Raw genomic sequence first — 22236 nt, forward strand, 5'->3', positions numbered from 1 at the left:
CTGACATTTTGATCTCTGGCCGTCGGATTTTCCATGCGCTGCCTGGTCGTAGCCGACCTGCACTATTCGCTGCCCCAGCTCGACTGGCTGGTCAGCGCGGCGCCGTCATTCGACCTCGTGATCTTCGCCGGCGACGCGCTCGACATCGGCTCGATGGTGGATTTCCGCGCCCAGATCGTGGTGGTGAAGAAGTACCTCGCGCTGCTGGCCGCGACGACCCGCGTGATCCTCTGCTCCGGCAATCACGACCTCGACGAGCGCAACGCCGAAGGCGAGAAGATTTCGCGCTGGATCGCGGAGGTGCGCGAGCTCGGCATCGCCTGCGACGGCGACAGCCTGACGGTCGGCGATACCTTGTTCACGGTGTGCCCGTGGTGGGACGGACCTCAGGTCAAGCAACGCCTCGTCGAGCAGTTGCGCGATGCCGCGGCCGGCAGGCCGCCGCGCTGGATCTGGGCACATCACGCGCCGCCGGCGGATTCACCGACGAGCTGGGGCGGCAAGCGATTCTTCGGCGACGTCGAGCTGGTGCAGTGGATCATGCAATACCAGCCGTCGATGGTGATCTCGGGCCATGTGCATCAATCGCCCTTCATAAGCAACGGATCGTGGTTCGACCGGCTTGGCCAGACCTGGGTCTTCAACACGGGCCTGCAACCCGGCCGTCCCCCGACCTACATCGTGCTCGATCTCGATGCCGACAAGGCGTTCTGGCTGGCGGCCGGCGAGGCGCAGTGGATCGACCTGAATGCGCCGCTGCGGCGGCCCGCCGCCCCCATCGAGACGCCGCCCGACTGGCTCACATTCTTGGATCGGATTGCCGATCCGAGCCTGGCGAAACCTCAAGCGGCGGCAGGTTGATCATGCTCTGGAGTACCTCGCCGACCATCGCCAGATGCGTGCCGTGGTCGGCATATTGCCGTTTGAGATCGGCGAGATAGGTGTTGGCGACGTTGAGCCGCTGCGCCAGCATTTTTGCGATCAGCAGCGCCACGCCTGGCTCCTTCTCGAGGAACGAGGCGGCATCCTCGAATTCGTAGACGATCGCGTCGGAGCAGGCCCGTACGGTTGCGGTGTGCGGCTGGCCCAGCAGCACGGACATCTCACCCAGCACCGCGCCGGGTTCGGTGACGGTGGCGACCACCATCTCACCCTTGAGCACCTCGAGCCTGCCTTGCATCAGCACGAAGAGATGGCCGGAGGTGCCCCCCTCGGCGACGATGATGGTGCCGGCGGCAAGCTGCCGTTCCGTTCCGCCGGTGCAATAATCGAGGACTGCGCGCATGGTGCGAAAGCTCCCGTCGCGGGACGATACCCAACGCCGGAAGACTAGAGCACGATCCATGCCAGGCGGCAATCAGCGGGGAGCCGGCTGGCGCGCGAGGCGTGTCACACCTGGGAGAGCGAGGGCACTTCGCCGGGCATAATGGCCTGCAGGCCGCCAAAGCGGCGCTCGCGGCCATGGAAGGCGGCGAGCGCCTCGGCAAGATCGCCGGCATCGAATTCGGGCCACATCCGCTCGGTGAAGTGCAGCTCGGCATAGGCGCCTTCCCAAAGCAGGAAGTCCGACAGCCGCTTTTCGCCGGAGGTGCGGATGATGAGGTCGACGTCGCGAAGGCCAGCCTCGCCTGTGACGAGCTGCGAGAAGGCTTCGCGGGTGAGACTGGTCAGCGCGGCCGCCTTGGCCGCGGCGTTGAGGATGGCGTCGCGCGCGGAATAATCGACGGCGATGCGCACATGCAGCGCGCGGCCATCGGCGGTGGCCGCCTCGGCGCGCGCGATCGCGGCGGCGATGCCGTCGGGCAGGCGGTCGCGGCGGCCGATGACGGAGAGGCGCACGCCGTTCTTGACGAGGCTCTGCACCTCGTTCGCGAGGTAGAAGCGCAGCAAGGTCATCAGCGCCGCGACCTCGGCCTTCGGCCGCCGCCAATTGTCGGTGGAGAAGGCGTAAAGCGTCAGCGTGCCGATGCCCTGCTTGGGCGCGGCCTCGACGATGCGGCGGATGGTCTCGACGCCGGCCTCGTGGCCGCGCACGCGCGACAGGCCGCGCCGCGTCGCCCATCGGCCGTTGCCGTCCATGATGATGCCGACATGAAGCTTCTCGTTACGGGACGTGATTTCACTTTGCATTGCAAAGTCTCCGGTCAAAGAAGGGAGGATCAGGTCGAGGCGATACCGAGGCGGCCGAGCGGCGGCGCCTCGCGGCCGGCGGCCTTCGCCGCGTCGCGCACCAGCCGCTCGAGCACGGCGAGATAGTCGAGGAAGCGGCGGCGGCCGGCCTTGGTGAGGCGGCAGGTCGTGTGCGGGCGATTGCCCTCGTAGCCCTTGGTCACCTCGACGAGGCCGGCCTCCTGGAGCACGGCAAGGTGCCGGCTGAGATTGCCGTCGGTGAGGCCGCAGAGCTGCTTGAGATCGCCGAAGGCCAGCCCCTTGGGATGCGCCATCAGCGAGGTCAGAAGCCCGAGCCTCGCCTTCTCGTGGATCACGCGGTCGAGCCCTTCATAGGAGAAGGGCGCGCTGTCAATCTTCGACATCGTTGTCTCCGGACGCAAAATGCAGAATGGCCGCCATCACCGATTGCCCGATCACGAAGGGCAGCCCCATGGTCCATGGCGACAGCGTGTGGGTTCGGCTCGCGAGCACCACGACCGCGAAGCCGGACACGAAATACCAGGCGCCGGCAAACGCGACGGTGCGCGGTAGCGAGCGGACCGAGGCGAAGATGCCGAGCGACACCAGGATCTGCCACAGGCCCGGCAGCAGCCACAGCGTCTCGCTCGCGAACTTCCACATCACCACCGCGAGCAGAACGCCGGCAACGCCGGCCGGGAGGAACTGCTCGACCGCCTGGTGAATCATCGCGTCGGCGAGACCGGAATGATGGCGTCGCGACCGCGCGCGCATCTCGATGCCGATGATCAGCCCAGAGAGCGCGGCGGCGATGAACCAGCCGATGAAGAAACCGAGCGGCTCGCCGGTGGCATCATCCAGCAACCAGAATTGCAGAACGGCGGTGATGAGCGCAACGGCGCCGGTCGCAGCCATCGTCGCCGGGCCGTAACCGCGGAACGCCGTGCCCGCCGCGATCTGGCTGCGGATCGCAACGATGTCGGCCAGCGCCTTGTCGAGATCGCGCATCGGCACCGCCAAAATCTCATTCCACCCGGGCATTCGCGGGACAGCCTTGTCCCCGTCACTTTGTGTTGCAAAGTATATGGCGTCGCAAAGCAAATGCAAGCCCGAATTGCTTCGGGCAGCCGGACGATTGCAGCAGACAACTGGCGGTTGCGCCTCGCCTGTCCTCGCGGATAGAATGGATCCAGGCGTGTTTCCGGGGGCTGGTATGTGGTTGAGGTCGTTGGTCGTTGCGTTCGTGTTGCAGGCGAGTGCGGTCGTGGCGAATGCGGCGGGGCCGTTCGGCACCGTCAATGTCGGCAACTGGATCGGCGGCGCCTTCAGCAATGACGAGACGGGCGCGTTCTCCCATTGCGCGGCGACGACGCCTTACGCGAATGGGGTCATTCTCGTCGTGGGCTACAATGCCGCCGGCATCTGGACGCTGGCCTTTGCAAGTCCCAGCTATCGCTTCAAGCAGGGCGAGAACGCCGCGATCGACGTCATCTTCGACGGGCAGGAGCAGGCGAGGCTGTTCGCCACGGCACACCAGTCGAACATGCTCACATCCGTCATGCCCGCCAACGTCGTGCGAACGTTTCAGAAGGCGAGCCTGATGGTCGCGACGAGCGGCCGCACCGTCCTGAATTTTGACCTAACCTCGACCGGACCGGTGATCGCAGCCCTGGCCAATTGCGTCACCAGGGTGAAAGCCGACGGGCTCGCCAAGGCGGGCGATTTCACCAAGGGTGCGGCCAAGCCGGCAGTGGCCGGCGACAAGCAGGGAGCGCCTCCCGCCAAGCCGGCTCGGAGCGGGACCTTCACGGGGACTGGTTTCGTAGTGAGTCCCAACGGACATATCGTTACCAACAGTCACGTGATCGATAGCTGCACCGGAGACATCAAGGGCAATCTCGCCGGAGAGGCCGCCATGGTTCTGCGCGTCGTCTCCAGCGACGCGACCAACGATCTTGCGCTGCTGCAAGCGCCGGCGACGGCGTCATTCAAGGACTTCGCCAGGATTCGGGACCGCTCGATGCACTCCGGCGATTCCGTGGTGGCCATCGGCTTCCCGCTGCACGGCTATCTTTCCTCCGACCTGACCGTGACCACGGGCATCGTCAGCTCGCTCAGCGGCTTCCGCAATCACACGGGACGCCTGCAGATCAGCGCGGCGATTCAGGCGGGCAACAGTGGAGGCCCCCTGTTCGACATGTCCGGTCAGGTGGCAGGCGTCGTCGTTGCCAAGCTCAACGCGCTCAGGATGATCAAAGAGACCGGGCAGCTGACCGAGAACATCAACTTCGCCATCAAGACCGGCGCGCTGCGCGACTTCCTCGACAATTCCGTGGTGCCCTATCGGACTGGGGAACCAAAGGGCGAGCTGAAGGCCGCCGACATCGCCGCGAACGCTCGCGCCTACACGATGTTGATCTCGTGTCTCGGGACGGAGCAGGCGGACGCGAAGCGGTAGGAAGTGATGCGACCAACTCCCTCGTCCCGAGGCGCTCACACTGCAACGCAGTGGTGAGCCTCGAAGGATGAATCGGCCCGGATGCAGCCGGACCGCACCCTTCGAGGCCTGCGCTTCGCTCCGGCACCTCAGGGTGACGGCGACAGAGTAGAGCTCGCGGCGCGGCCCGCTTCCCTCACCCGTGACAGCACGCCGCCTTCGCCGGCTGCGGTTCGTACTGGTCGCGCAGGCGGACCCAGTCCATCGGATAGGGCAGGCCTTCCTCGTGACGGCCGAGCGGGGTGAGATCGAGATATTGATAAGCGGCGTTCATCATGTCGAGGCCGCGGGCGAAGCAGGAATAAGTGTGGAAGATCGCGCCGGCCTCGTCGCGGTAGAACACGCTGATGCCGGGCAGCTCGGGGCCGTAGAGCGGCGTGGTCCCGAAATTGTACATCGGCTTGCCGGTCGCGACCTCCTCCGGCGAGAACGTCACGCCGTAATCGCGGTTGAAATCGTTGCGGCCCGAGGAAACCCAGTCGAAGGTCCAGCCCATCCGCTTCTTGAAGGCCTCGAGCTTTGCGCTCGGCGCCAGCGAGACCGCAACCATGGTGGTGTCGCGCGCGGCCAGGTGCGGCACCATGCGCTCGAACCCGTCGGCCCAGAACGAGCAGCTCTTGCAGGCCGCGTCCCAATCGAGTGCGAACATCACGTGCTGCACGATGAGCTGCGGCCGGCCCTTGAACAGATCGCCCAAGGACACAATACCGTTCGGCCCTTCGAATTCGTACGCCTTGTCGACCTTGACCCAGGGGAGCCGGCGGCGCTCGTCGGCGAGCCGTTCGCGGGCCTGGGTCAACTCCTTCTCATGGGCCAGAAGGGCCTTGCGCGCGACGATCCATTGCTCGCGCGAGACGATCTGATGCTGCTGCATGGCGTACTCCTTGGGGTCAGGTGACGAAGGCATCGAGCTTGTCGAAGAACGAGCTCCAGCCGCGCTGGTGGTTGTCGCGTGCGGTCTCGTCGAAGAACTGGGCGTGGTGGAAGATCATCAAAGTGCCGGCGCCATCAGGCTTCAGCGAGATCGTCACCAGCGATTCACGCTCCGGCGTCGAGTGCCAGGCCCAGGTGAAGACGAGAAGCTGGTTCGGCACCACCTCGCGATAGCGGCCGCCGGCCTCGAAATACTCGCCGTCGTCGCGGGTGAAGCTGATGCGAAACCGGCCGCCGAGGCGAACGTCGAGCTCGGCTTGAAGCGTCGCCGGCTTCATGTTCGGCGGCCCGAACCATTGCGCTAGCTGCGCGGCTTGCGTCCAGGCGGCGTAGACCTTTTGCGGCGGCGCGCGGAGCCGGCGCGTGAGCGTGAGGCTTGGTCGTTCTGCCGGGCGTTCGGCGTTGGCGGCGGCGTTGGCCATGTCTCTTCCTCCACGAAGGCGGCAAGGCGATCGAGATTGTGGGACCAGAACTGCGCATAGCGATTGAGCCAGTTCATCGCCTGCTCCATCGGCTGCGCGGTCAACCGGCAGGCAACCGTGCGCCCGGTCTTCTCGCGCACGATCAGGCCGGCATCCGTGAGCACGTCGAGATGCTTCATGATCGCCGGCAGCGATACCGCAAACGGTGCCGCCAGCTCGCTCACCGACAGGCCGTCCTGCTCGCCGAGGCGCGCCAGCAAGGCGCGCCGCGTCGGGTCTGACAGTGCCGCAAAAGTCCGGTCCAGCGTCTCGTCCTGATACTTAACCATATGGTTTAGTATAGGCGCGCGCGCGACACCGTCAAGCCGGAAGGCGCAGGCGCGGATCCGCACGAGTGCGTGATCGGGTTGCCGGCTCTGGGCTACACCAACCAAGCAGCGCAAAGAAAAAAGCCCTGCCGAACGGCAGGGCTCTCTCCCTCGTCATCACGAGATTTCTACTCGACCTTCAGGCCGGCGAACTCGACGACCTTCTTCCACTTCTCGGTCTCGGCCTTGATCTCCTCGCCGAACGCCTCGGGCGTCTGCACCCGTGGCTCGCCGCCGAGCTCGACCAGGCGCTTGGCCATGTCGGGCTCCTTCAGCACCGCGTTGACCTCGGCGTTGAGCTTGGCGATGATTTCCTTGGGCGTGTTCTTCGGCGCGCCCATGCCGAACAGCGCGCTCGCCTCATAGCCCTTGACGGTGTCGGCGATCGGCTGCACGTCGGGCAGCTGCGGCGATCGTTCCGTGGTGGTGACGCCGATGGCGCGCAAGCTGCCGGAGCGAATGTGTTGGATGATCGAGGGCATGTTGTCGAAGATCACCTGCACCTGACCGGCGAGCATGTCGGTGATCGCGGGCGCGGCGCCGCGATAGGGCACGTGCTGCATCTTGCAGCCGGTCATTGCCATGAACATCTCGCCGGACAGATGCACCGAGGTGCCGTTGCCAGACGAGGCCATGTTCACCTTGCCGGGATTGGCCTTCACGTACTCGATGAACTCGGCGACGTTCTTGGCGGGCACGTCCTTGTTGACGGTCATCACGTTCGGCACGCGCTGGAACGAGGCGACCGGCGCGATGTCGCGCACGAAGTTGAACTTCAGATTGGGATAGAGCGAAGCGTTGATGTAGTTGGCCGGATTGACGAGCTGCAGCGTGTAGCCGTCGGGCTCGGCATTGATGACCGATTCGGTCGCGATGTTGTTCCCGGCACCCGGCTTGTTCTCGATCACGAATTGCTGGCCGAGCTTTTCCGACAGCCGCTGGCCGATCAGCCGTGCCAGGATGTCGGTGGCGCCGCCCGGCGGATAGCCCACCACCCATTTCACCGGACGGGCCGGATAATCGGCGGCAAGGGCCTTCGACAGCGGGGTGGCTGCAAGCGGACTGGCGGCGAGCAGGCCAAGCGCGGTACGGCGAGTGATCATCTCAAGGGTTCTCCCAGTGTTGTTCTTGAAAGTCGGATGGCTTGAAGGCCGCGTCGTTGCGGTTGTAACAAAGCTTGCCGCGTGCGGAAAGTGCGCGGGGCACATCACGACGAAAGGATGAGAACATGCCGGTCAAGGTTCATGCCCTGGATCATCTCGTGATCAATGTCAGCGACGTCGCGGCAAGTGCTGCGTGGTACGGCAAGATTCTCGGCATGGATGTCAAGGTGTTCGATCCCGGCGGCGGCAAAGCGCCGCGGACTTTCCTTGAATTCGGTAACCAGAGGATCAACGTCCGACAGCGCGACGCCGACAAGGTGGAGTGGTTCACCGCGAACCATCCGACGGCGGGCAGCGAAGACCTGTGCTTTCTCACCTCGGCTACGCCAGACGAGGTGGTGGCGCATTTGCGAGCACATGGCGTCGCGATCGAGGAAGGCCCGGGCCCGAGGCAAGGTGCCCGCGGCACGCTGCGCTCGGTCTATTGCCGGGATCCCGATGGCAGCCTGATCGAGATATCGTCGTACGAGGATTGAGGCGATCTGGCTCTGGCGCCAGCCCACCGTCATTGCGAGCGGAGCGAAGCAATCCAGACTGTGTCCGCGGAACCAGTCTGGATTGCTTCGTCGCAAGGGCTCCTCGCAATGACGGAAGGGAGAGCGCGAGCTTCCGGATACTGCCCGATTTGCGTCCCGCGTCATCCAATGGCAGGAAGACGCAATAATCAAAAGGCAGCCGCCAGCAGGATGCAGGCTGCTCGGGAGGTCGCCATGCCACTTCAACAGACCACAGCTGGAATCGTCGGCCCGTTCGACGGGCTCGACGTGCCCTGGCTCTTGAGGATGCGCGCCGAGGTCCGGCGTGATCATCCGTTCCTGATCTGGGCGCCTTTCGACGCGCCGGCGCGGCGCTGGAGCTACGGCGAATTTCACGAGCGCGTCGGCGCACTCGCGGCCGGGCTCGCCAGGCGCGGCATCAAGCCCGGCGAATATGTGCTCATCCATCTCGACAATTGCATCGAGGCAATGCTGGCCTGGTTCGCCTGCGTCGAGCTCGGGGCCGTCGCGGTCACCACCAATACGCGTTCGGCGCCGGCCGAGGTCGCGTATTTCGCCGATCATTGCGGCGCGGTCGCCGCGATCACGCAGCCGGCCTATGCGGAAGCCGTCGCGCAGAACTGCCGCAACATAAGCTGGCTGGCGGTGACCTCGCACGATGCGGGCGCGGCGCCCGCGCGGGGCGTCTCGCGCGGCGACAGCTTCGAATCCCTGTTCGCCGACAGTGCCGATCGCCCCAAGCGCGCGACCGATCCGCTCGCGCCGTGCAGCGTGCAATATACCTCGGGCACGACGTCGCGGCCGAAGGCGGTGCTGTGGACCCACGCCAACGCGCTGTGGGGCGCCAAGATCAACGCCGCGCACGAGGACCTTCACGCCGGCGACGTGCACCAGGCGTACCTGCCGCTGTTCCACACCAATGCCCTCGCCTACTCCATGCTGGCGACGCTGTGGGTCGGGGCGACTTGCGTGATCCAGCCGCGCTTCTCCGCGAGCAGATTCTGGGGCGTCGCGCGCGAGCATGGCGCGACCTGGACCTCGACCATCCCGTTCTGCATGAAGGCGCTGCTCGAGCAGGAGATCCCGAAGGACCACAAGTTCCGCCTGTGGGGCACCGCCATCAACGAGCCGCCGGCCTTTGCCGCCTTCGGCGTCAAGATGATCGGCTGGTGGGGCATGACCGAGACCATCACCCACGGCATCGTCGGCGAGGTCGATCAGCCCAACATCCCGATGTCGATCGGCCGCGCCGCGCCCGAATACCAGATCCGCATCACCGACGACGAGGGACGGCCGACGGAGGTCGGCGACACCGGCAATCTCGCGATCAAGGGCATCCCCGGCCTGTCGCTGTTCGCCGAGTACCTGCACAACGAGAAGGCGACGCGCGAGAGCTTCGACGAGCACGGCTTCTTCCTCACCGGCGACCGCGTCGAGCGGCTTCAGAACGGCTTCATCAAGTTCGGCGACCGCGCCAAGGACATGCTGAAGGTGGGCGGCGAGAACGTTGCGGCCTCCGAGATCGAGCAGGTGATCGCGCTCGTGCCGGGCGTGCGCGAGGCCGCGGTGGTGGCGAAGAAGCATCCGATGCTGGACGAGGTGCCGGTGGTCTTCATCATCCCGCAGGGCGGCGTCGCGGGCGCTGCGCCCGACCTGCATGATCGCGTGATGGAAGCCTGCCGCAAGGGCCTCGCCGACTTCAAGCTGCCGCGCGAGATCAGGCTCGTCGACGACATGCCGCGCTCGACGCTGGAGAAGGTAGCGAAGGCGGAATTGCGGAAAATGGTGGGGTAGCCACAGTCGTTCCGGGGCGGTGCAAAGCACCGAACCCGGAACCTCGAGATTCCGGGTTCGCGCTTCGCGCGCCCCGGAATGACGGCGAGATTGCTAGAACGACCCCAGCGCCACCGGGCGGAACGCCTGCAGCAGCTGCTGGTCGAGCTTGCCGCCCATGCCTTCCATCATCGTGAAGGCGCGGGAGTGGGTGAAGGGCATGCGGTAGGCGCGCTTCTCGACGAGCGCGGCGTAGATGTCGACGATCGTCGTCAGGCGCACGATGTCGCTGATCTGGTTCGACGACAAGCCGTTCGGATAGCCGGAGCCGTCGAGGAATTCGTGGTGATGCAGCACCACGTCCAGCATCTCCGGCGGGAAGCCGCCTTGGGCGGCGAGCGCCTCGTAGCCGCGGCGCGGATGCTGGCGGACCTCCGCCATCTCCTCGTCGGTGAGCCTGCCGGGCTTGTCGAGCAGCCAGGCCGGAACGAAGGCCTTGCCGACATCGTGCAGCAGCGCGGCGCGAGTCAGACGGCGCTGGTCGTCCTCGCGCATGCCGAGATGCTGGGCGAAGGCGACGGCGAAGCCGGTGACGAACAGGCAATGGCGGTAGCTGCCGACATGATGACAGCCGACCGTGGTGAGCCATTCGCGCAGCGAGGAATGCTTGATCGCCTTCAGGATCTTGCTCTCGGCGGCGATGACGTCGTCGAAGGTCAGGGGCACGCCGAGCGGCAGCTTCTCGAACATCTTGGTCAGCACCGCATGCGCCGCCTCGACGCCGCGGTTGAGCGTCTTGCCGCGATCGGTCGCGTCATAGGCCGCGGTGTCCGGGAAGGCGGCGCGAATGCGCTGCAGGATGGCCTCGGCCTGGAGCGGCCGTGAGATGGTATCGGTAGCACCGAGCGCCCAGGCCTGCATGGTGCCGTGATGCAGGGCGTCCGCGAGCACGAACAGCCGCGGCATCGAACGATAGGCATCGCCGCGCAGCTTGTTGCGGACCCGCTGCACGCTCTCGGGCGAGCGCAGGTTGATGTCGACCACGAGCCCGGAGAGATCGCGCGACGGCTGGGCGGGGATCTCCTCCGTCTTCACCGTGGAGACGTCGCCGACTGCCTTCAAGATGCTGGCGAGCTCGCTGCTCCCGTCGCTCCGATCGGAGGCGAGCAGAAGCCGGCGTTTGGCGACGGGTTTGGCTGAGGCGTTCATGGCTTCCCCACAAGTACCGGGAACTCGGGCGTATTGGCCCGTCAGCCTAAGCCGGTTCAGGTTCTCTGGCCCTTAAGAGGCGTACTCAATGGAGCCTTGGGGAATTGCACGCAATTTTAGAGATGCGGCTTCGGGGAGGGGAACTTCAAAATCGGCGAAAACAACCCCATGCACAGTAGAATGGGCATTGATCAATAAGGGGAATTTTGGACGCTTCCCCTCCGTTGTCGTCGCCCGGCTTGACCGGGCGACCCATTACCACGAGACGGCGCGGCCAGGGCTGAGAAGCCGCGGCGTACTGGATGCCCCGGTCAAGCCGGGGCATGACAAGTGGGGTGTGGGAGATGGCTTCCCAAACAAATCCGCCGGAGGTTGCTCTCCGGCGGATCGGCTCATTTGGCAATCGCGGCTCGGCTTACGCCTTCATGCTCGCCTTCACGGCCTCCGCCGTGATCGGCAGGGCGCGGACGCGGGCGCCGCAGGCATTGAAGATGGCGTTGCCGATGGCCGGCGCGACCACGGTGACCGCCGGCTCGCCGACGCCGGTGGCCTTCTCGCCATTGGCGATCACGGCGATCGCGACCTCGGGCGTCTGGCTCATGCGCAAGGGCGTGTAGCTGTCGAAGTTGGTCTGCTCGATGCCACCGTCCTTCAGCGTCGCCTTCTCGTACATCGCCAGCGACAGGCCCCACAGCGCCGCACCCTCGACCTGGGCGCGGATATTGTCGGGATGCACCTGCGTGCCGACGTCGGTAGCGACCGTCAGCTTCTTCACGGTCACCTCCCCCGATGGCGCGACGGCGACGTGAGCCACACACGCCGTCCAGCTCGCGGTCGCGCGCTCCTGCGACGACACGCAGGCGACGCCCATGCCCTCGCCTTTCGGCAATTGCTTAGTGCCGTAGCCCGACAGTCCCATCGCGGCGAGCAGCGTGTTGCGCAAGCGCTGCGCGCCGCCATCGTTCTTGCCGGCGCCGTCGAGCAGCGAGATGCGGAACTGCGCGGGATCCTTGCCCGTCGCCGCCGCGATCTCGTCGATCATGCTTTCGACCGCCCAGAAGGTCCAGCCCGGCGCCACCGAGCGAAGCTGGCCGGAGGGCGTAGCGTTGTGCGCGAGCTCGTTCTTGATCGCGCGCACATAATGGTTGGGCACGGTGTAGAAGAAGTCCGCCCCGTTCACCGTGAAGGAATCGAGCGGGCCCTTCTTGTCGACCGAGGGCGTCAGGAAATCGGGGATTCCCCAGCGCGCGGTCGGCCAGGCCGAGACCACGTCGTGGCTGATCGCAATGAGCTTGCCATCGCCGTCCACGCCGGCCTTGACCTTCTGATAGGTGAGCGGACGCGAGAAATCCATCGTCATGTCGTTCTCGCGCGAATAGATCACTTTCACCGGCTTGCCGACGGCCTTGGCCGCCTGCACCGCCGGAATCATCATGTCGGCATCGAGACGCCGGCCGAAGCCGCCGCCCAGCCACATCTGGTGCATGACCACGAACTTCGGATCGATCCCGGCCGCGCCTGCCGCGATCGCGCCGGAGCGCGTCGCGAACTGGTTGCCGGAATAGATGTGCAGGATGTCGCCCTTGAACTCCGCGGTGGCGTTCATCGGCTCCAGCGGCGCGTGGATGTTGATGCTGGTGGTGTATTCCGCCTCCACCACCTTGGCCGCCGAGCCGAAGGCCGCATTGGGATCGCCGTCCTTGACGAAGAACTGGCCGGAATCCTCCAGGCCCTGGAGCCGCTTGGCCTCGTCGAGCAGCGATTGACTCGACAGCTTCGCGTTCGGACCCGAATCATAGGCGATCTTCAGCGCCTGTGCCGCCTTCTTGGCGTTGGCATAGGTGCTGGCGACGGCGACGACCCAGCCCGACGTCGTTGCGGTCTTGTCATCGAGCGTGACGGCCTTGATGAAGCCCGGCACCTTTTTTGCCGCGCTGTCATCGACCGATTTCACCGTGGCGCCGAAGCGCACCGGCGGTGTGACGATCGCGCCATAGACCATGCCCGGCAACATCACGTCGATGCCGTACTTGGCCGTGCCGTTGGTCTTGGAGGGGATGTCGAGCTGCGGCACCGAGACGCCGATCATCGTGTATTGATCGGGCGTTTTCAGCGTGATCGCCTTGAGCTCGTCAGGCGTGAAGGTTTTCGTCGCCTTGCCACTTTTCACGACATCGGCGAACGACATCAGCTTCTTCGACTTCGGATGCACGATCATGGAATCGCGCACCACCAGCTCCGATGCCGGCACGCCCATGGCGGCGGCGGCACCTTCGGTCAATGCGATCCGCCCGGCCGCACCGGCCCGGCTCATCGCCTCGAAGTTCATCATGGTCGACCAGCTGCCGCCGGTGATCTGCGCGCCGAGCACGGGATCGTTGAACTTGGGATCGTTGGAGGCGAGCTGCACGCGCATGTCGCTCCATTTCGCGCCCAGTTCCTCGCAGACGATCTGCGCCATGGTGGAGGCGATGTGCTGGCCCATGTCGGCCTTGCCGCAAGTCACGGTGACGAGCCCGTCCGGCGAGATCGCGTACCAGACGCTCGGCTCGAAATTGGCGGGTGCGGCGGCTGCCGATCCGATGCCGGGCACGCCTGCATAGCCGAGCACGAGGCCGGTCGCGGCGGTGCCGACGAGGAAGGAGCGGCGGCTGAGATCCGTCGTCTCAGGTGTCACGTTCTTCACATGCTCGTTCATGTGGGCCTCCGCTCGCTGGAGGTGGCCGAGGCGGTACGCATCTCGGATGCGGCGCGCATGATCGCCTTCTGGATCCGCGAATAGGTCATGCAACGGCAGAGATTGCCGTCCATATGTGCGACCACTTCTTCCTTGGTCGGATTGGGATTCTTGGCGAGCAGCGACGCCGCCTGCATGATCTGCCCGGACTGGCAATAGCCGCATTGCGGCACCTGCTCGGCGATCCAGGCCTTCTGCAAGGGATGATCGCCCTTGGCGGAAAGGCCTTCGATCGTGGTGATCTTCTTGCCGGCGACTTCGCCGACCATGGTCTGGCACGAGCGCACGGCTTCGCCGTTGACGTGCACGGTGCAGGCACCGCACAGCCCGGCACCGCAACCGAACTTGGTGCCGGTCATCTGCAATTGCTCGCGGATCGCCCAGAGGAGCGGCGTGTCGTTCGCCGCATCCACGGACAGACTCCGCCCGTTGATGGTGAGTGTTGGCATAGGCGTCTTCCCCTGCCGGTGCATGAAGCCGCTTACGGCGGCAACTTGAATGGCGGACGCCCACCGGGCTGGCGTCAGCCTTGCCGGCGAGAATGATCGCGTTCCGGCGCGGAGGCAAATGCAATTTGGAACGAGTCGAAAAAACGATCGCCACACTCGCTCGTTGTGCGCCGCGCCAAGGGCGGCGCCGCAGCCACTGGACGCAACAGCGCGTGCGTCCGGCATGCGTGCCATTGCATTCAGGCAGTTTCTTCGAGGTAACTTGGCGAGCTAAGGTGCAGGCGCACGGAAACCCTCAACCCTCCCCTCGGGGGGTCGATCGCGCGCAGCGCGAGCGGGGTGGGGTGATCTCTGCGCACGGACATTGTTGGACGATGATGGACCGTCACCCCACCCCGTCTCACATTGCGCTTCGCTTCATGTGAGCCGACCCACGGGCGAGCTACGCTCGTCCCGACCCCTCCAGGGGAGGGTGAAGCACCGAGTTAGCGGCAAGAAGAAAGAAAGGGTGGGAACAATGCCGAAGATCGACCGGGACGGCGTCAACATCTACTACGAAGTTCATGGCAACGGGCCGCCGCTGCTGCTCACGCACGGCTATTCCTCGACGTCGGCGATGTGGCATGGACAGGTCGACGCGCTGGCGAAGGACCACAGGCTGATCCTGTGGGACATGCGCGGCCATGGCCAGTCCGATTACCCCGACGATCCCAAGGCCTATAGCGAAGACCTCACGGTCGGCGACATGGCGGCGATCCTCGATGCGGTCGGCGCGGAGCGCGCCATCATCGGCGGGCTTTCGCTCGGCGGCTACATGTCGCTCGCGTTCTATCGCGCACATCCGGAGCGGGCCCGCGCGCTGCTGATCATCGACACCGGCCCCGGTTTCAAGAAGGACGATGCGCGCGAAGCCTGGAACGCGCGGGCGCTTGCCACCGCCGACCGGCTCGACCGCGAAGGCCTCGATGTCTTGAAATCGGCGACGCGCGAGCGCGCCACCGCGAGCCATCGCAACGCCAGAGGGCTGGCGCTCGCCGCGCGCGGCATGCTGACCCAGCGCGATGCGCGCGTGATGGAGCTGTTGCCCGAGATCAAGGTGCCCAGCCTGATCGTGGTCGGCGCCGACGACACGCCGTTCCTCGCGGCGTCCGACTACATGGCGGCAAAGATCCCCGGCGCACAAAAGGTCGTGATCCCCGCGGCCGGACACGCCGTCAACATCGATCAGCCCCAGGCTTTTGTTGACGCGGTCGCGCCTTTCCTGAAGAACTTGCCGGTATAGGCTGATCGAGCAGGGACACAGGCGATGAAGATAGTGCTGGCTGCGGGCACGATGTTGCTGTCGCTATCCGCGCAGGCCGAGCCGATCGGCGCCGTGCCGCCGCGCCAGCCCTTCGTCGCGACCTTGTCGAACAACATTCCGCTCGCCTTCGGCATGGATGCCGAACAGACCGCGCGCGCGCTCGGGCAGCCGCTGCAATATGTGCGGGGCCGTCCCGGCCACGAGATCTATCTCGCTTTGCGCAACATCGGCGGCAGCGGCCTGATCCCCTATCGCCACCGCCTGTTCCTGCAATTCCGTCACGGACGGCTGGCCGGATGGAAGGAGGATTACGGCGAGAACTGGATGTGGGAATGAGGGCAGTTCTTCGTGACGCAAAGTGATCGGATCTACGCCGTCAAGCGCTGATATTGCCAAGATCGTCATGGCCGGGCTTGTCCCGGCCATCCACGATCTTTCGGGCGGCACCAAGAACGTGGATGCCCGGGACAAGCCCGGGCATGACGAGTTTGTGGAGCGAGCAGAATTCCCAATCAAATAGCAACCAAGAAGGACAACCCGCGTGGGACAAGACATCAAGCTGACGGCCTCGGACAATTTCCAGCTCGGCGCCTATCGCGCTGACCCCACCGGCACGCCGAAGGGCGCGGTGGTGGTGATCCAGGAGATCTTTGGGGTCAATCACCACATCCGCTCGGTCTGCGACCGCCTGGCCGGGGAAGGCTATGTCGCGATCGCGCCGTCGATCTTCGACCGGACGACGCCGAACTTCCAGTCGGGCTATTCGCCCGACGAGATCGCGGAAGCGCGCAAGTTCGTGGCCAATCCGGACTGGGCCGCGATGCTGCGCGACACGCAAGCTGCGATCGGTGCGGTGAAGAGCATCGGGCCCGTGGGCATCATCGGCTTTTGCTTAGGCGGCAGCATCGCTTTCGTCGCGGCGACGCGATTGACCGGCCTGAAGGCGGCGATCGGCTATTACGGCGGCGCCGTGGTGCGCTTCGCCGACGAGACGCCGAAGGTGCCGACCCAGCTGCATTTCGGCGAGAAGGATGCCGGCATTCCGCTCGCCGACGTCGAGACCATCAAGGCCAAGCGGCCCGAGGTCGAAATCCATATTTATCCGGGTGCCCAGCACGGCTTCCATTGCGACGAGCGCGCCAGCTACGACAAGGCCAGCGCCGAGATCGCCTGGCCGCGCAGCATGGCGTTCTTCGCGAAGCATTTGGCCTGACGGCATAGGCGTCATTCCGGGGCGACGCGGCAGCGTCGAGCCCGGAATCCATCGGGCAGCTGTCCGTGAAGCGAAATGGATTCCGGGTTCGCGCTACGCGCGCCCCGGAATGACAAGTGACGAGAGCAGGAATCGGGTGGCTGCATTCCACCGCCCGGCGATAGAGCAGGCCGGTCACGCCAACTCACGCCGGGAGATCGCCATGCAGCAGGCCATCACGCACCTCATCATCCGCAATCCGTTCGGAACCATGGATGTTCCCTCCCCCAACGATTCCGAGGTGAAGGATTATGCCGCATCGGCGTCGCTGTCCGGCGATGCTGCCGATGTCAACGCGCCGGCATGGGCATCCATCGCGGCGCCCTCCGATCCGCTCGAAGGCGAGTGGCAGAGCCGCTGGAATGGCGGCGCCGATCCCACCATCGCCGGCGATACGCCGGACAAGTGGAAGCAGGGCCGCGCGGAGATCCGCGCCTCGGGCGGCCGGATCTATCTGCGCTTCGACTGGGACAATGGCCGCCGGCATGGATTGATCGACGCGGCGCGCGACGGCTTAGATCGCCTGGTCGGAAAATACATCAACCTGACCACACCGGCGATCACCCGGCCCTGGGTCGGGCGCGTGGTCGATGCGAACAGGATCGACGGATGTTTTCCGAACGGGCGGCTGGATTTTCGAAGGTGATCCGCCGTCATTCCGGGGCGCGCGTAGCGCGAGCCCCGAATCCATCGTGCGTCAGCGTTGGTGGATGAATGGATTCTCAGGTGCGCAATTGCGCACCATAGCTCGCGACTTCGTCGCGCCCCGGAATGACAGAAGGAGAGAGCCTCAGAACCAGCGCTCGCCGACGAACACGGTGTCGCCGGGCGCGAGCGGCGTGCCGAGCGGCACCACGGCGCGCATGGCGCCGCCGTTCTCGCTGTGCGTGACGGTGACGAGGTCGCGCTTGGCGCGCGGGGAGAAGCCGCCGGCGATGGCGACCGCGCTCTCGACCGTCATGTTCGGCACGTAAGGATATTGGCCGGGCGCGAGGACCTCGCCGAGGATGAAGAACGGACGATAGGTCTCGATCTCGACCGCCACCGAAGGCTCGCGGATGTAGCCGTTGCGCAGGCGTGCGGCGATCTCGCCGGCCAGTCCCGCCGTGGTGCGGCCGCGGGCCGGCACCGCGCCGATCAGCGGCATGGTGATGGAGCCGCCGGCGTCGATCGCATAGCTGTTGGTGAGACCTTCCTGGCCGTAGACCACGACGCGAAGCTTGTCGCCGGCGTCGAGATGGTAGGAGGCGCCGTTGCGCACCGGCACCGCCATCGGCGCGGCGTAGCCGACCGGCATCGGCGCGGGCGAAGCAGCGAAGGAATTGCTGAGCGCCGCGATGGCACCGCCGCCATTGTTGGCCACGACGACCGGCTGCGGCGCATTATAGGGCTGGCCATAGGCCATGGAATCGAGATCGGGACGAGGCTGCACCATCGCGACGGGGGTTGCGGTCTGCATGCAGCCGCCCAGGGCGAGCGCGGCGGACGCTGCCAAGGACGCCAAGTTCGACCATCGAAACGCGCGTGCAACCGGCACCGGACCCATCCCTCGAAACGAGACAGCTCCTGTGATGCACCCGTTATGGTTAATAAAGCGTTGAGTGTCTTACCCTCCCCTGGAGGGGTCCGGGACGAGCGTAGCTCGCCCGTGGTCGATCGCGCGCAGCGCGAGCGGGGTGGGGTGACGGCCCCTCCGCGGCGAACAGTGCCCGAGTGGAGAGATCACCCCACCCCGTCACGCAATCTCGCTTCGCTCGATCGCGTGCCGTCCCTCCCCCTCCAGGGGAGGGTAAGCGAGACCTCGTCTGCGGCGAACTTACGCGCTCACGCCGACCTCAATCCCGGGAATAGCCGATCAAGGGCTTGCGCGGGCGGAACAGGATCATCAGGAGGATGCCCAGAATGCCGAGGACGGCGAAGACCGGCTGCTCCAGCACCAGGCGGATCACCGAGGTCCAGAGCCAGGGCGCCTTGGCTTCGACCCAGGTGCGGAAGGCCGATTGGCTGGCCTGATTGATGTCGTTCCAGAACTGGCCGAAGCGGGTGAATTTGAGGGTCTGGTCGGCCACCCAGCGGGCGCCGTCATAGACCATGAAGATGAACCCGCCGGCGAGCAGCAACAGCCCAATCAGTCGGAAAAAGCCGCGGATCATGCCTCACCTACGATGGCCGTCCGAGCGGACGACCTTGCGGAACGATGCCAGCCAATAGCCGGGCGACGGCAGAAATTCAACCTCTTCAGGGCGTTACGGCACAAATCCAGGCTGCCAAAGGCGCGTTTCCGCCCCCGAAAGCGTTGACGGTGCGAAAGACCGTCTCTATAAGGGCGCCAACTGGCGGTGGGCGCAATCCCGCCGCCGCTGTTCTTTGAGCAGTTGCAGGCACCCTGGGCTTCAGGACTCGTTCGAGCCTGAAAGCACCGTGGAGCCTCAGAGACAGCCGCAAGGCGGTCGCTCATGCTCCGGGAACGGCCCAGTAACCGAACACCCTAAATCCGAGCGTCGATTACGCGGTCAAGCAAGCCGGCGCTACCCGACCAAGACGCGACCGGTACCCGCAAAGGACATTGAGACCATGGCCAATACCACTTCCGCCAAGAAAGCGACGCGCAAGATCGCCCGCCGCACCGCCATCAACAAGTCGCGCCGCACCCAGATGCGTGGCGCCGTGCGCAACGTCGAGGAAGCCATCAAGAGCGGCGATCGCGCCGCTGCCGTGAAGGCGCTCGCGACTGCCGAGCCCGCCCTGATGCGCGCCGCCCAGCGCAACATCATTCACAAGAACAACGCCAGCCGCAAAGTCTCGCGCCTCACCGCGCAGATCGCCAAGCTCGCGAAGTAATCTTAGCGACATCGTCAGATCGGTCGATCCGGTCAGCGCATCAAAAGCCCGGCTTCGCGTCGGGCTTTTTTGTTGGCTGTCATATTCACGCAAGCAATCGCGCGAGGCTCACGCGTCGCTTGGACGATTTGTATCGTCTGCATTAGTCTTCGTTCCGTAGTTCTACCTGCCGATGTTTTGCAACGGAGGACACTCTTCACCGCGTTGCAAAAAACCCCTGTGAGGCGGGCGCGAATTGAATCGGTGGCGGACGAGAGTTCTGCACACCGTAGATTCACAGGAATGCGTGTGGCGGTGGAGTTACCCTGTGAAACGAGACTCAAAAAACGATGTCTCGATAATCACTTATCGACATAGCGACCGCAAGCATTTGGAAAATTCGGCCCGCGCGTCGAACGCGTGACAAATTTGTAAAAAAAATCGGCGGTGGCGAAGAATTGTCACATGAGGCCCGGCATTTTCGATTCTGTGCGCGAATCCAAAAACTTGCTCCGAGCCTGTGCACAACCCACGTGCGACGTTAACTGACGTCAAGTTTTTTTGCTGGCTCAAGTGTGAATCAATTCGTTGCGAGTCTTTCCGCTTAGTGTATTCCTTAGGTCGTCAGCGGCGCCCACGATCTTGAGACCAGCGCGGTATCGGAAACGGGGCGAGCGTGCAAATCGGCGGCGATGTGCACGTAGGCGACGCTTCAACAAGTGATTGTCGGACGGACCTACAGCAATGTGGGAACGGTAGCTCTTTGTCTGAATGTCTCCAAGCGGGATCTTATCCATCCCGTCGCGCCAAGGCGTACAAGAGAGATGTGGCGAAGCTATCCCGACGCGCATGAGGGCGAAGTCGAGCGGACACTAGTAAGAGGGCGGGCATCCGGGACGTCAGTTGTCACGGTTGTTATTTGGACACGCAGGACCTTGTCGTGGGCGATCACGGCAGGACGGGGAGGTATCATGTCTTACGGACTCAACGCGGTATTGCAGCACGTTTCCTTTTCCAACGATGCCGTTTCAGCTCCGTCCGATCTCCAGCCTCCCGCGCGTTATAGAGCGCCGAGTACGCGCTGACCTCGCGACCCATCCATCTCTGACATCGCTGATCTGACCCGCGGCGTTCGCGCCGAACGGTCGAGCCATGCCCGACGATGGACTCGCTCGAGGTCGCGCCACTTCAGGGACAGTGGCAGGAACCCTGCATGGCGCTCACAAACGCAACTATATCTCTCAAGAGAAGTTTTCTGACGATGACAATGGAACAGGATCGCTGGTCACGCGTGAAGGGTCGGCTGCGCTCGAGCGTTGGCGAGGACGTTTACACGAGCTGGTTTGCACGCATGGATCTGGAAGGCGTGCAGGACGAGAGCGTGCGGCTCTCGGTGCCGACGCGGTTCCTGAAGAGCTGGATCCAGGCCCATTATGCCGAGCGCGTGCTGTCGTGCTGGCAGGCCGAGATGCCGGAAGTGCATCGCATCGACCTCACGGTGCGGTCCGCCGTGCGCCCCTCGGCGCAGCCGAAGGAAGCGCCCGCGCCAGTCGAGGCGCGCCGCGCGCCCACGCCGGAATTGCGCTCGACCGCGACCGCGCCGGTCTCGGCCAGCCACGACGCGCTCGGCGGCTCGCCGCTCGATCCGCGCCTGACCTTCGCGAGCTTCGTCGTCGGCCGCTCGAACACGCTGGCTCATGCGGCCGCGCGCCAGGTCGCCGAAGGGCGTCGCGGCGATCCCGTGATGTTCAACCCGCTCTACATCCATGCCGGCGTCGGCCTCGGCAAGACGCATCTGCTCCAGGCGGTGACCTGGGCCGGCAATTCCGGCAACGAGCGCAAGGTGCTGTATCTCACGGCCGAAAAATTCATGTACGGCTTCGTCGCCGCGCTCAAGACGCAGACGGCGCTGGCCTTCAAGGAAGCGCTGCGCGGCATCGACGTGCTGGTCATCGACGACCTCCAGTTCCTGCAGGGCAAGTCGACCCAGGCCGAGTTCTGCCACACGCTGAACGCGCTGATCGACGCCGGCCGCCAGGTCGTGATCGCGGCGGACCGTCCGCCGTCGGACCTCGAAAGCCTCGACGATCGCGTGCGCTCGCGGCTCGCCGGCGGGCTCGTGGTCGAGATGGGATCGCTCGGCGAGGAGCTGCGCCACGGCATCCTGAAGTCGCGCGTCGCGGCGGCCCGCGCCCATCACGCCACCTTCGAGGTGCCCGAGGAGGTGCTGCATTATCTGGCGCGCACCATCACCCATAACGGCCGCGATCTCGAAGGCGCGATCAACCGCCTGCTCGCGCATTCCAAGCTCAACAACCGGCCGGTGACGCTGGAGATGGCCGAGCACGAGGTCCGCGACCTGGTGCGGCCGCAGGAGCCCAAGCGGATCAAGATCGAGGACATCCAGCGCGTGGTGGCGCGGCAGTATAATGTCAGCCGCTCCGACCTCTTGTCCTCGCGCCGCACGGCCAACGTGGTGCGCCCGCGCCAGGTGGCGATGTATCTCGCCAAGACGCTGACGCTGCGCTCGCTGCCCGAGATCGGCCGCCGCTTCGGCGGGCGCGACCACACCACGGTGCTGCACGCGGTGCGCAAGATCGAGGCGCTGGTCTCCAAGGACACCGCACTGTCGGAGGAAGTGGAATCGCTGAAGCGCCAGCTTCAGGAATAAAGGCCTAGGGCT

General features: G+C 65.1%; 22 protein-coding genes and 1 pseudogene. 10 read left to right on the plus strand and 13 right to left on the minus strand.

All coding sequences use genetic code 11. The features are described 5' to 3' along the window. Positions 1-33: 33 nt before the first annotated feature. Entirely contained in the window at positions 34-861 is an 828-nt protein-coding gene (locus HZZ16_RS22555; RefSeq protein ID WP_197951832.1) for a metallophosphoesterase family protein, read from the plus strand. On the opposite strand, the gene HZZ16_RS22560 is transcribed toward HZZ16_RS22555, so the two are convergent. The 4 genes from HZZ16_RS22560 to HZZ16_RS22575 all read right to left on the minus strand — a co-directional run bounded on the left by HZZ16_RS22560 (position 800) and on the right by HZZ16_RS22575 (position 3138). Beyond that, entirely contained in the window at positions 800-1285 is a 486-nt protein-coding gene (locus tag HZZ16_RS22560; protein WP_197951834.1) for a Crp/Fnr family transcriptional regulator, read from the minus strand. The genes HZZ16_RS22555 and HZZ16_RS22560 overlap by 62 nt on opposite strands. A 104-nt stretch (positions 1286-1389) precedes the next feature. Next, positions 1390-2130: a di-trans,poly-cis-decaprenylcistransferase gene (locus HZZ16_RS22565; protein WP_197951836.1), complete on the minus strand. Its 741-nt coding sequence runs from the start codon at positions 2128-2130 to the stop codon at positions 1390-1392. A gap of 29 nt (positions 2131-2159) precedes the next feature. Continuing rightward, positions 2160-2534, minus strand: a complete 375-nt coding sequence (locus HZZ16_RS22570; RefSeq protein WP_197951838.1) for a transcriptional regulator — start codon at positions 2532-2534, stop codon at positions 2160-2162. After that, a complete protein-coding gene (locus HZZ16_RS22575) occupies positions 2521-3138 on the minus strand; it encodes a hypothetical protein (RefSeq protein ID WP_197951840.1) in 618 nt (205 codons plus the stop codon). Before HZZ16_RS22575 ends, HZZ16_RS22570 begins: the two co-directional genes overlap by 14 nt. Before the next feature lie 205 nt (positions 3139-3343). On the opposite strand from HZZ16_RS22575, the gene HZZ16_RS22580 reads away from it, so the two are divergent. Continuing rightward, on the plus strand, positions 3344-4588 hold the full coding sequence (locus tag HZZ16_RS22580) for a S1C family serine protease (protein WP_197951842.1): 1245 nt from the start codon (positions 3344-3346) through the stop codon (positions 4586-4588). Positions 4589-4763: 175 nt separating this feature from the next. Here the strand turns inward: HZZ16_RS22580 and HZZ16_RS22585 are convergent, their stop codons facing one another. The 4 genes and pseudogenes from HZZ16_RS22585 to HZZ16_RS22595 form a co-directional block, all read right to left on the minus strand. Next, positions 4764-5501: a DUF899 domain-containing protein gene (locus HZZ16_RS22585; RefSeq protein WP_197951844.1), complete on the minus strand. Its 738-nt coding sequence runs from the start codon at positions 5499-5501 to the stop codon at positions 4764-4766. A gap of 16 nt (positions 5502-5517) precedes the next feature. Further along, positions 5518-5853: pseudogene (locus HZZ16_RS22590) on the minus strand (SRPBCC family protein); the annotation flags it as partial. Between the two features lie 8 nt (positions 5854-5861). Next, complete coding sequence (locus tag HZZ16_RS37285; RefSeq protein WP_246510309.1) at positions 5862-6311, minus strand: ArsR/SmtB family transcription factor; 450 nt, start codon at positions 6309-6311, stop codon at positions 5862-5864. 167 nt (positions 6312-6478) lie between these two features. Further along, positions 6479-7453, minus strand: a complete 975-nt coding sequence (locus tag HZZ16_RS22595) for a Bug family tripartite tricarboxylate transporter substrate binding protein (protein WP_197951848.1) — start codon at positions 7451-7453, stop codon at positions 6479-6481. A gap of 125 nt (positions 7454-7578) precedes the next feature. On the opposite strand from HZZ16_RS22595, the gene HZZ16_RS22600 reads away from it, so the two are divergent. Continuing rightward, positions 7579-7989 (plus strand): VOC family protein, encoded by a 411-nt coding sequence (locus HZZ16_RS22600; RefSeq protein ID WP_197951850.1) that lies wholly within the window; start codon positions 7579-7581, stop codon positions 7987-7989. A 234-nt stretch (positions 7990-8223) separates the two neighbouring features. Then, positions 8224-9804, plus strand: a complete 1581-nt coding sequence (locus tag HZZ16_RS22605; protein WP_197951852.1) for an AMP-binding protein — start codon at positions 8224-8226, stop codon at positions 9802-9804. 93 nt (positions 9805-9897) lie between these two features. Here the strand turns inward: HZZ16_RS22605 and HZZ16_RS22610 are convergent, their stop codons facing one another. From HZZ16_RS22610 to HZZ16_RS22620, 3 genes are all read right to left on the minus strand, one after another. Further along, a complete protein-coding gene (locus tag HZZ16_RS22610) occupies positions 9898-10992 on the minus strand; it encodes an HD-GYP domain-containing protein (RefSeq protein ID WP_197951854.1) in 1095 nt (364 codons plus the stop codon). A gap of 415 nt (positions 10993-11407) precedes the next feature. Continuing rightward, complete coding sequence (locus HZZ16_RS22615) at positions 11408-13690, minus strand: xanthine dehydrogenase family protein molybdopterin-binding subunit (RefSeq protein WP_197951856.1); 2283 nt, start codon at positions 13688-13690, stop codon at positions 11408-11410. After that, positions 13687-14178 carry a (2Fe-2S)-binding protein gene (locus HZZ16_RS22620; RefSeq protein ID WP_197951858.1) on the minus strand — a complete coding sequence of 164 codons (492 nt, stop codon included), beginning with the start codon at positions 14176-14178 and terminating at the stop codon, positions 13687-13689. Before HZZ16_RS22620 ends, HZZ16_RS22615 begins: the two co-directional genes overlap by 4 nt. 517 nt (positions 14179-14695) lie before the next feature. Here HZZ16_RS22620 and HZZ16_RS22625 point away from each other — a divergent pair. The 4 genes from HZZ16_RS22625 (at position 14696) to HZZ16_RS22640 (ending at position 17379) form a co-directional block, all read left to right on the plus strand. Further along, positions 14696-15460 carry an alpha/beta fold hydrolase gene (locus HZZ16_RS22625; RefSeq protein WP_197951860.1) on the plus strand — a complete coding sequence of 255 codons (765 nt, stop codon included), beginning with the start codon at positions 14696-14698 and terminating at the stop codon, positions 15458-15460. Positions 15461-15484: 24 nt separating this feature from the next. Further along, positions 15485-15817: a hypothetical protein gene (locus HZZ16_RS22630; protein WP_197951862.1), complete on the plus strand. Its 333-nt coding sequence runs from the start codon at positions 15485-15487 to the stop codon at positions 15815-15817. Positions 15818-16022: 205 nt separating this feature from the next. Next, on the plus strand, positions 16023-16694 hold the full coding sequence (locus HZZ16_RS22635; protein WP_197951864.1) for a dienelactone hydrolase family protein: 672 nt from the start codon (positions 16023-16025) through the stop codon (positions 16692-16694). A gap of 202 nt (positions 16695-16896) precedes the next feature. Then, positions 16897-17379: a hypothetical protein gene (locus HZZ16_RS22640; protein WP_197951866.1), complete on the plus strand. Its 483-nt coding sequence runs from the start codon at positions 16897-16899 to the stop codon at positions 17377-17379. A gap of 144 nt (positions 17380-17523) precedes the next feature. Here HZZ16_RS22640 and HZZ16_RS22645 read toward each other — a convergent pair whose 3' ends face one another. Together HZZ16_RS22645 and HZZ16_RS22650 are read right to left on the minus strand one after the other, a co-directional pair. After that, the gene (locus HZZ16_RS22645) at positions 17524-18270 is read right to left on the minus strand and encodes a polysaccharide biosynthesis/export family protein (RefSeq protein WP_197951868.1); all 747 of its coding nucleotides are present in this window, start codon (positions 18268-18270) and stop codon (positions 17524-17526) included. A 298-nt stretch (positions 18271-18568) separates the two neighbouring features. Beyond that, positions 18569-18886 (minus strand): hypothetical protein, encoded by a 318-nt coding sequence (locus HZZ16_RS22650; RefSeq protein WP_025033220.1) that lies wholly within the window; start codon positions 18884-18886, stop codon positions 18569-18571. Positions 18887-19307: 421 nt separating this feature from the next. Here HZZ16_RS22650 and rpsT point away from each other — a divergent pair, with 421 nt between their 5' ends. Beyond that, complete coding sequence (gene rpsT / locus HZZ16_RS22655; protein ID WP_197951870.1) at positions 19308-19574, plus strand: 30S ribosomal protein S20; 267 nt, start codon at positions 19308-19310, stop codon at positions 19572-19574. Between the two features lie 1240 nt (positions 19575-20814). Next, positions 20815-22224, plus strand: a complete 1410-nt coding sequence (gene dnaA, locus HZZ16_RS22660) for a chromosomal replication initiator protein DnaA (protein ID WP_197951872.1) — start codon at positions 20815-20817, stop codon at positions 22222-22224. Positions 22225-22236 lie beyond the last annotated feature (12 nt).

This window comes from Bradyrhizobium glycinis (assembly GCF_016031655.1).
GTDB classification, from domain to species: domain Bacteria; phylum Pseudomonadota; class Alphaproteobacteria; order Rhizobiales; family Xanthobacteraceae; genus Bradyrhizobium; species Bradyrhizobium glycinis.

Bases quoted from the DNA above. Each gene is read 5' to 3' on its own strand.
- HZZ16_RS37285 (WP_246510309.1), bottom strand. From the start codon at position 6,311: ATGGTTAAGTATCAGGACGAGACGCTGGACCGGACTTTTGCGGCACTG.
- HZZ16_RS22650 (WP_025033220.1), bottom strand. From the start codon at position 18,886: ATGATCCGCGGCTTTTTCCGACTGATTGGGCTGTTGCTGCTCGCCGGC.
- HZZ16_RS22610 (WP_197951854.1), bottom strand. From the start codon at position 10,992: ATGAACGCCTCAGCCAAACCCGTCGCCAAACGCCGGCTTCTGCTCGCC.
- HZZ16_RS22630 (WP_197951862.1), top strand. From the start codon at position 15,485: ATGAAGATAGTGCTGGCTGCGGGCACGATGTTGCTGTCGCTATCCGCG.
- HZZ16_RS22560 (WP_197951834.1), bottom strand. From the start codon at position 1,285: ATGCGCGCAGTCCTCGATTATTGCACCGGCGGAACGGAACGGCAGCTT.
- HZZ16_RS22620 (WP_197951858.1), bottom strand. From the start codon at position 14,178: ATGCCAACACTCACCATCAACGGGCGGAGTCTGTCCGTGGATGCGGCG.
- HZZ16_RS22555 (WP_197951832.1), top strand. From the start codon at position 34: ATGCGCTGCCTGGTCGTAGCCGACCTGCACTATTCGCTGCCCCAGCTC.
- HZZ16_RS22575 (WP_197951840.1), bottom strand. From the start codon at position 3,138: ATGCGCGATCTCGACAAGGCGCTGGCCGACATCGTTGCGATCCGCAGC.
- HZZ16_RS22600 (WP_197951850.1), top strand. From the start codon at position 7,579: ATGCCGGTCAAGGTTCATGCCCTGGATCATCTCGTGATCAATGTCAGC.
- HZZ16_RS22605 (WP_197951852.1), top strand. From the start codon at position 8,224: ATGCCACTTCAACAGACCACAGCTGGAATCGTCGGCCCGTTCGACGGG.
- HZZ16_RS22570 (WP_197951838.1), bottom strand. From the start codon at position 2,534: ATGTCGAAGATTGACAGCGCGCCCTTCTCCTATGAAGGGCTCGACCGC.
- HZZ16_RS22565 (WP_197951836.1), bottom strand. From the start codon at position 2,130: ATGCAAAGTGAAATCACGTCCCGTAACGAGAAGCTTCATGTCGGCATC.
- rpsT (WP_197951870.1), top strand. From the start codon at position 19,308: ATGGCCAATACCACTTCCGCCAAGAAAGCGACGCGCAAGATCGCCCGC.
- HZZ16_RS22595 (WP_197951848.1), bottom strand. From the start codon at position 7,453: ATGATCACTCGCCGTACCGCGCTTGGCCTGCTCGCCGCCAGTCCGCTT.
- dnaA (WP_197951872.1), top strand. From the start codon at position 20,815: ATGACAATGGAACAGGATCGCTGGTCACGCGTGAAGGGTCGGCTGCGC.
- HZZ16_RS22625 (WP_197951860.1), top strand. From the start codon at position 14,696: ATGCCGAAGATCGACCGGGACGGCGTCAACATCTACTACGAAGTTCAT.
- HZZ16_RS22585 (WP_197951844.1), bottom strand. From the start codon at position 5,501: ATGCAGCAGCATCAGATCGTCTCGCGCGAGCAATGGATCGTCGCGCGC.
- HZZ16_RS22640 (WP_197951866.1), top strand. From the start codon at position 16,897: ATGCAGCAGGCCATCACGCACCTCATCATCCGCAATCCGTTCGGAACC.
- HZZ16_RS22580 (WP_197951842.1), top strand. From the start codon at position 3,344: ATGTGGTTGAGGTCGTTGGTCGTTGCGTTCGTGTTGCAGGCGAGTGCG.
- HZZ16_RS22615 (WP_197951856.1), bottom strand. From the start codon at position 13,690: ATGAACGAGCATGTGAAGAACGTGACACCTGAGACGACGGATCTCAGC.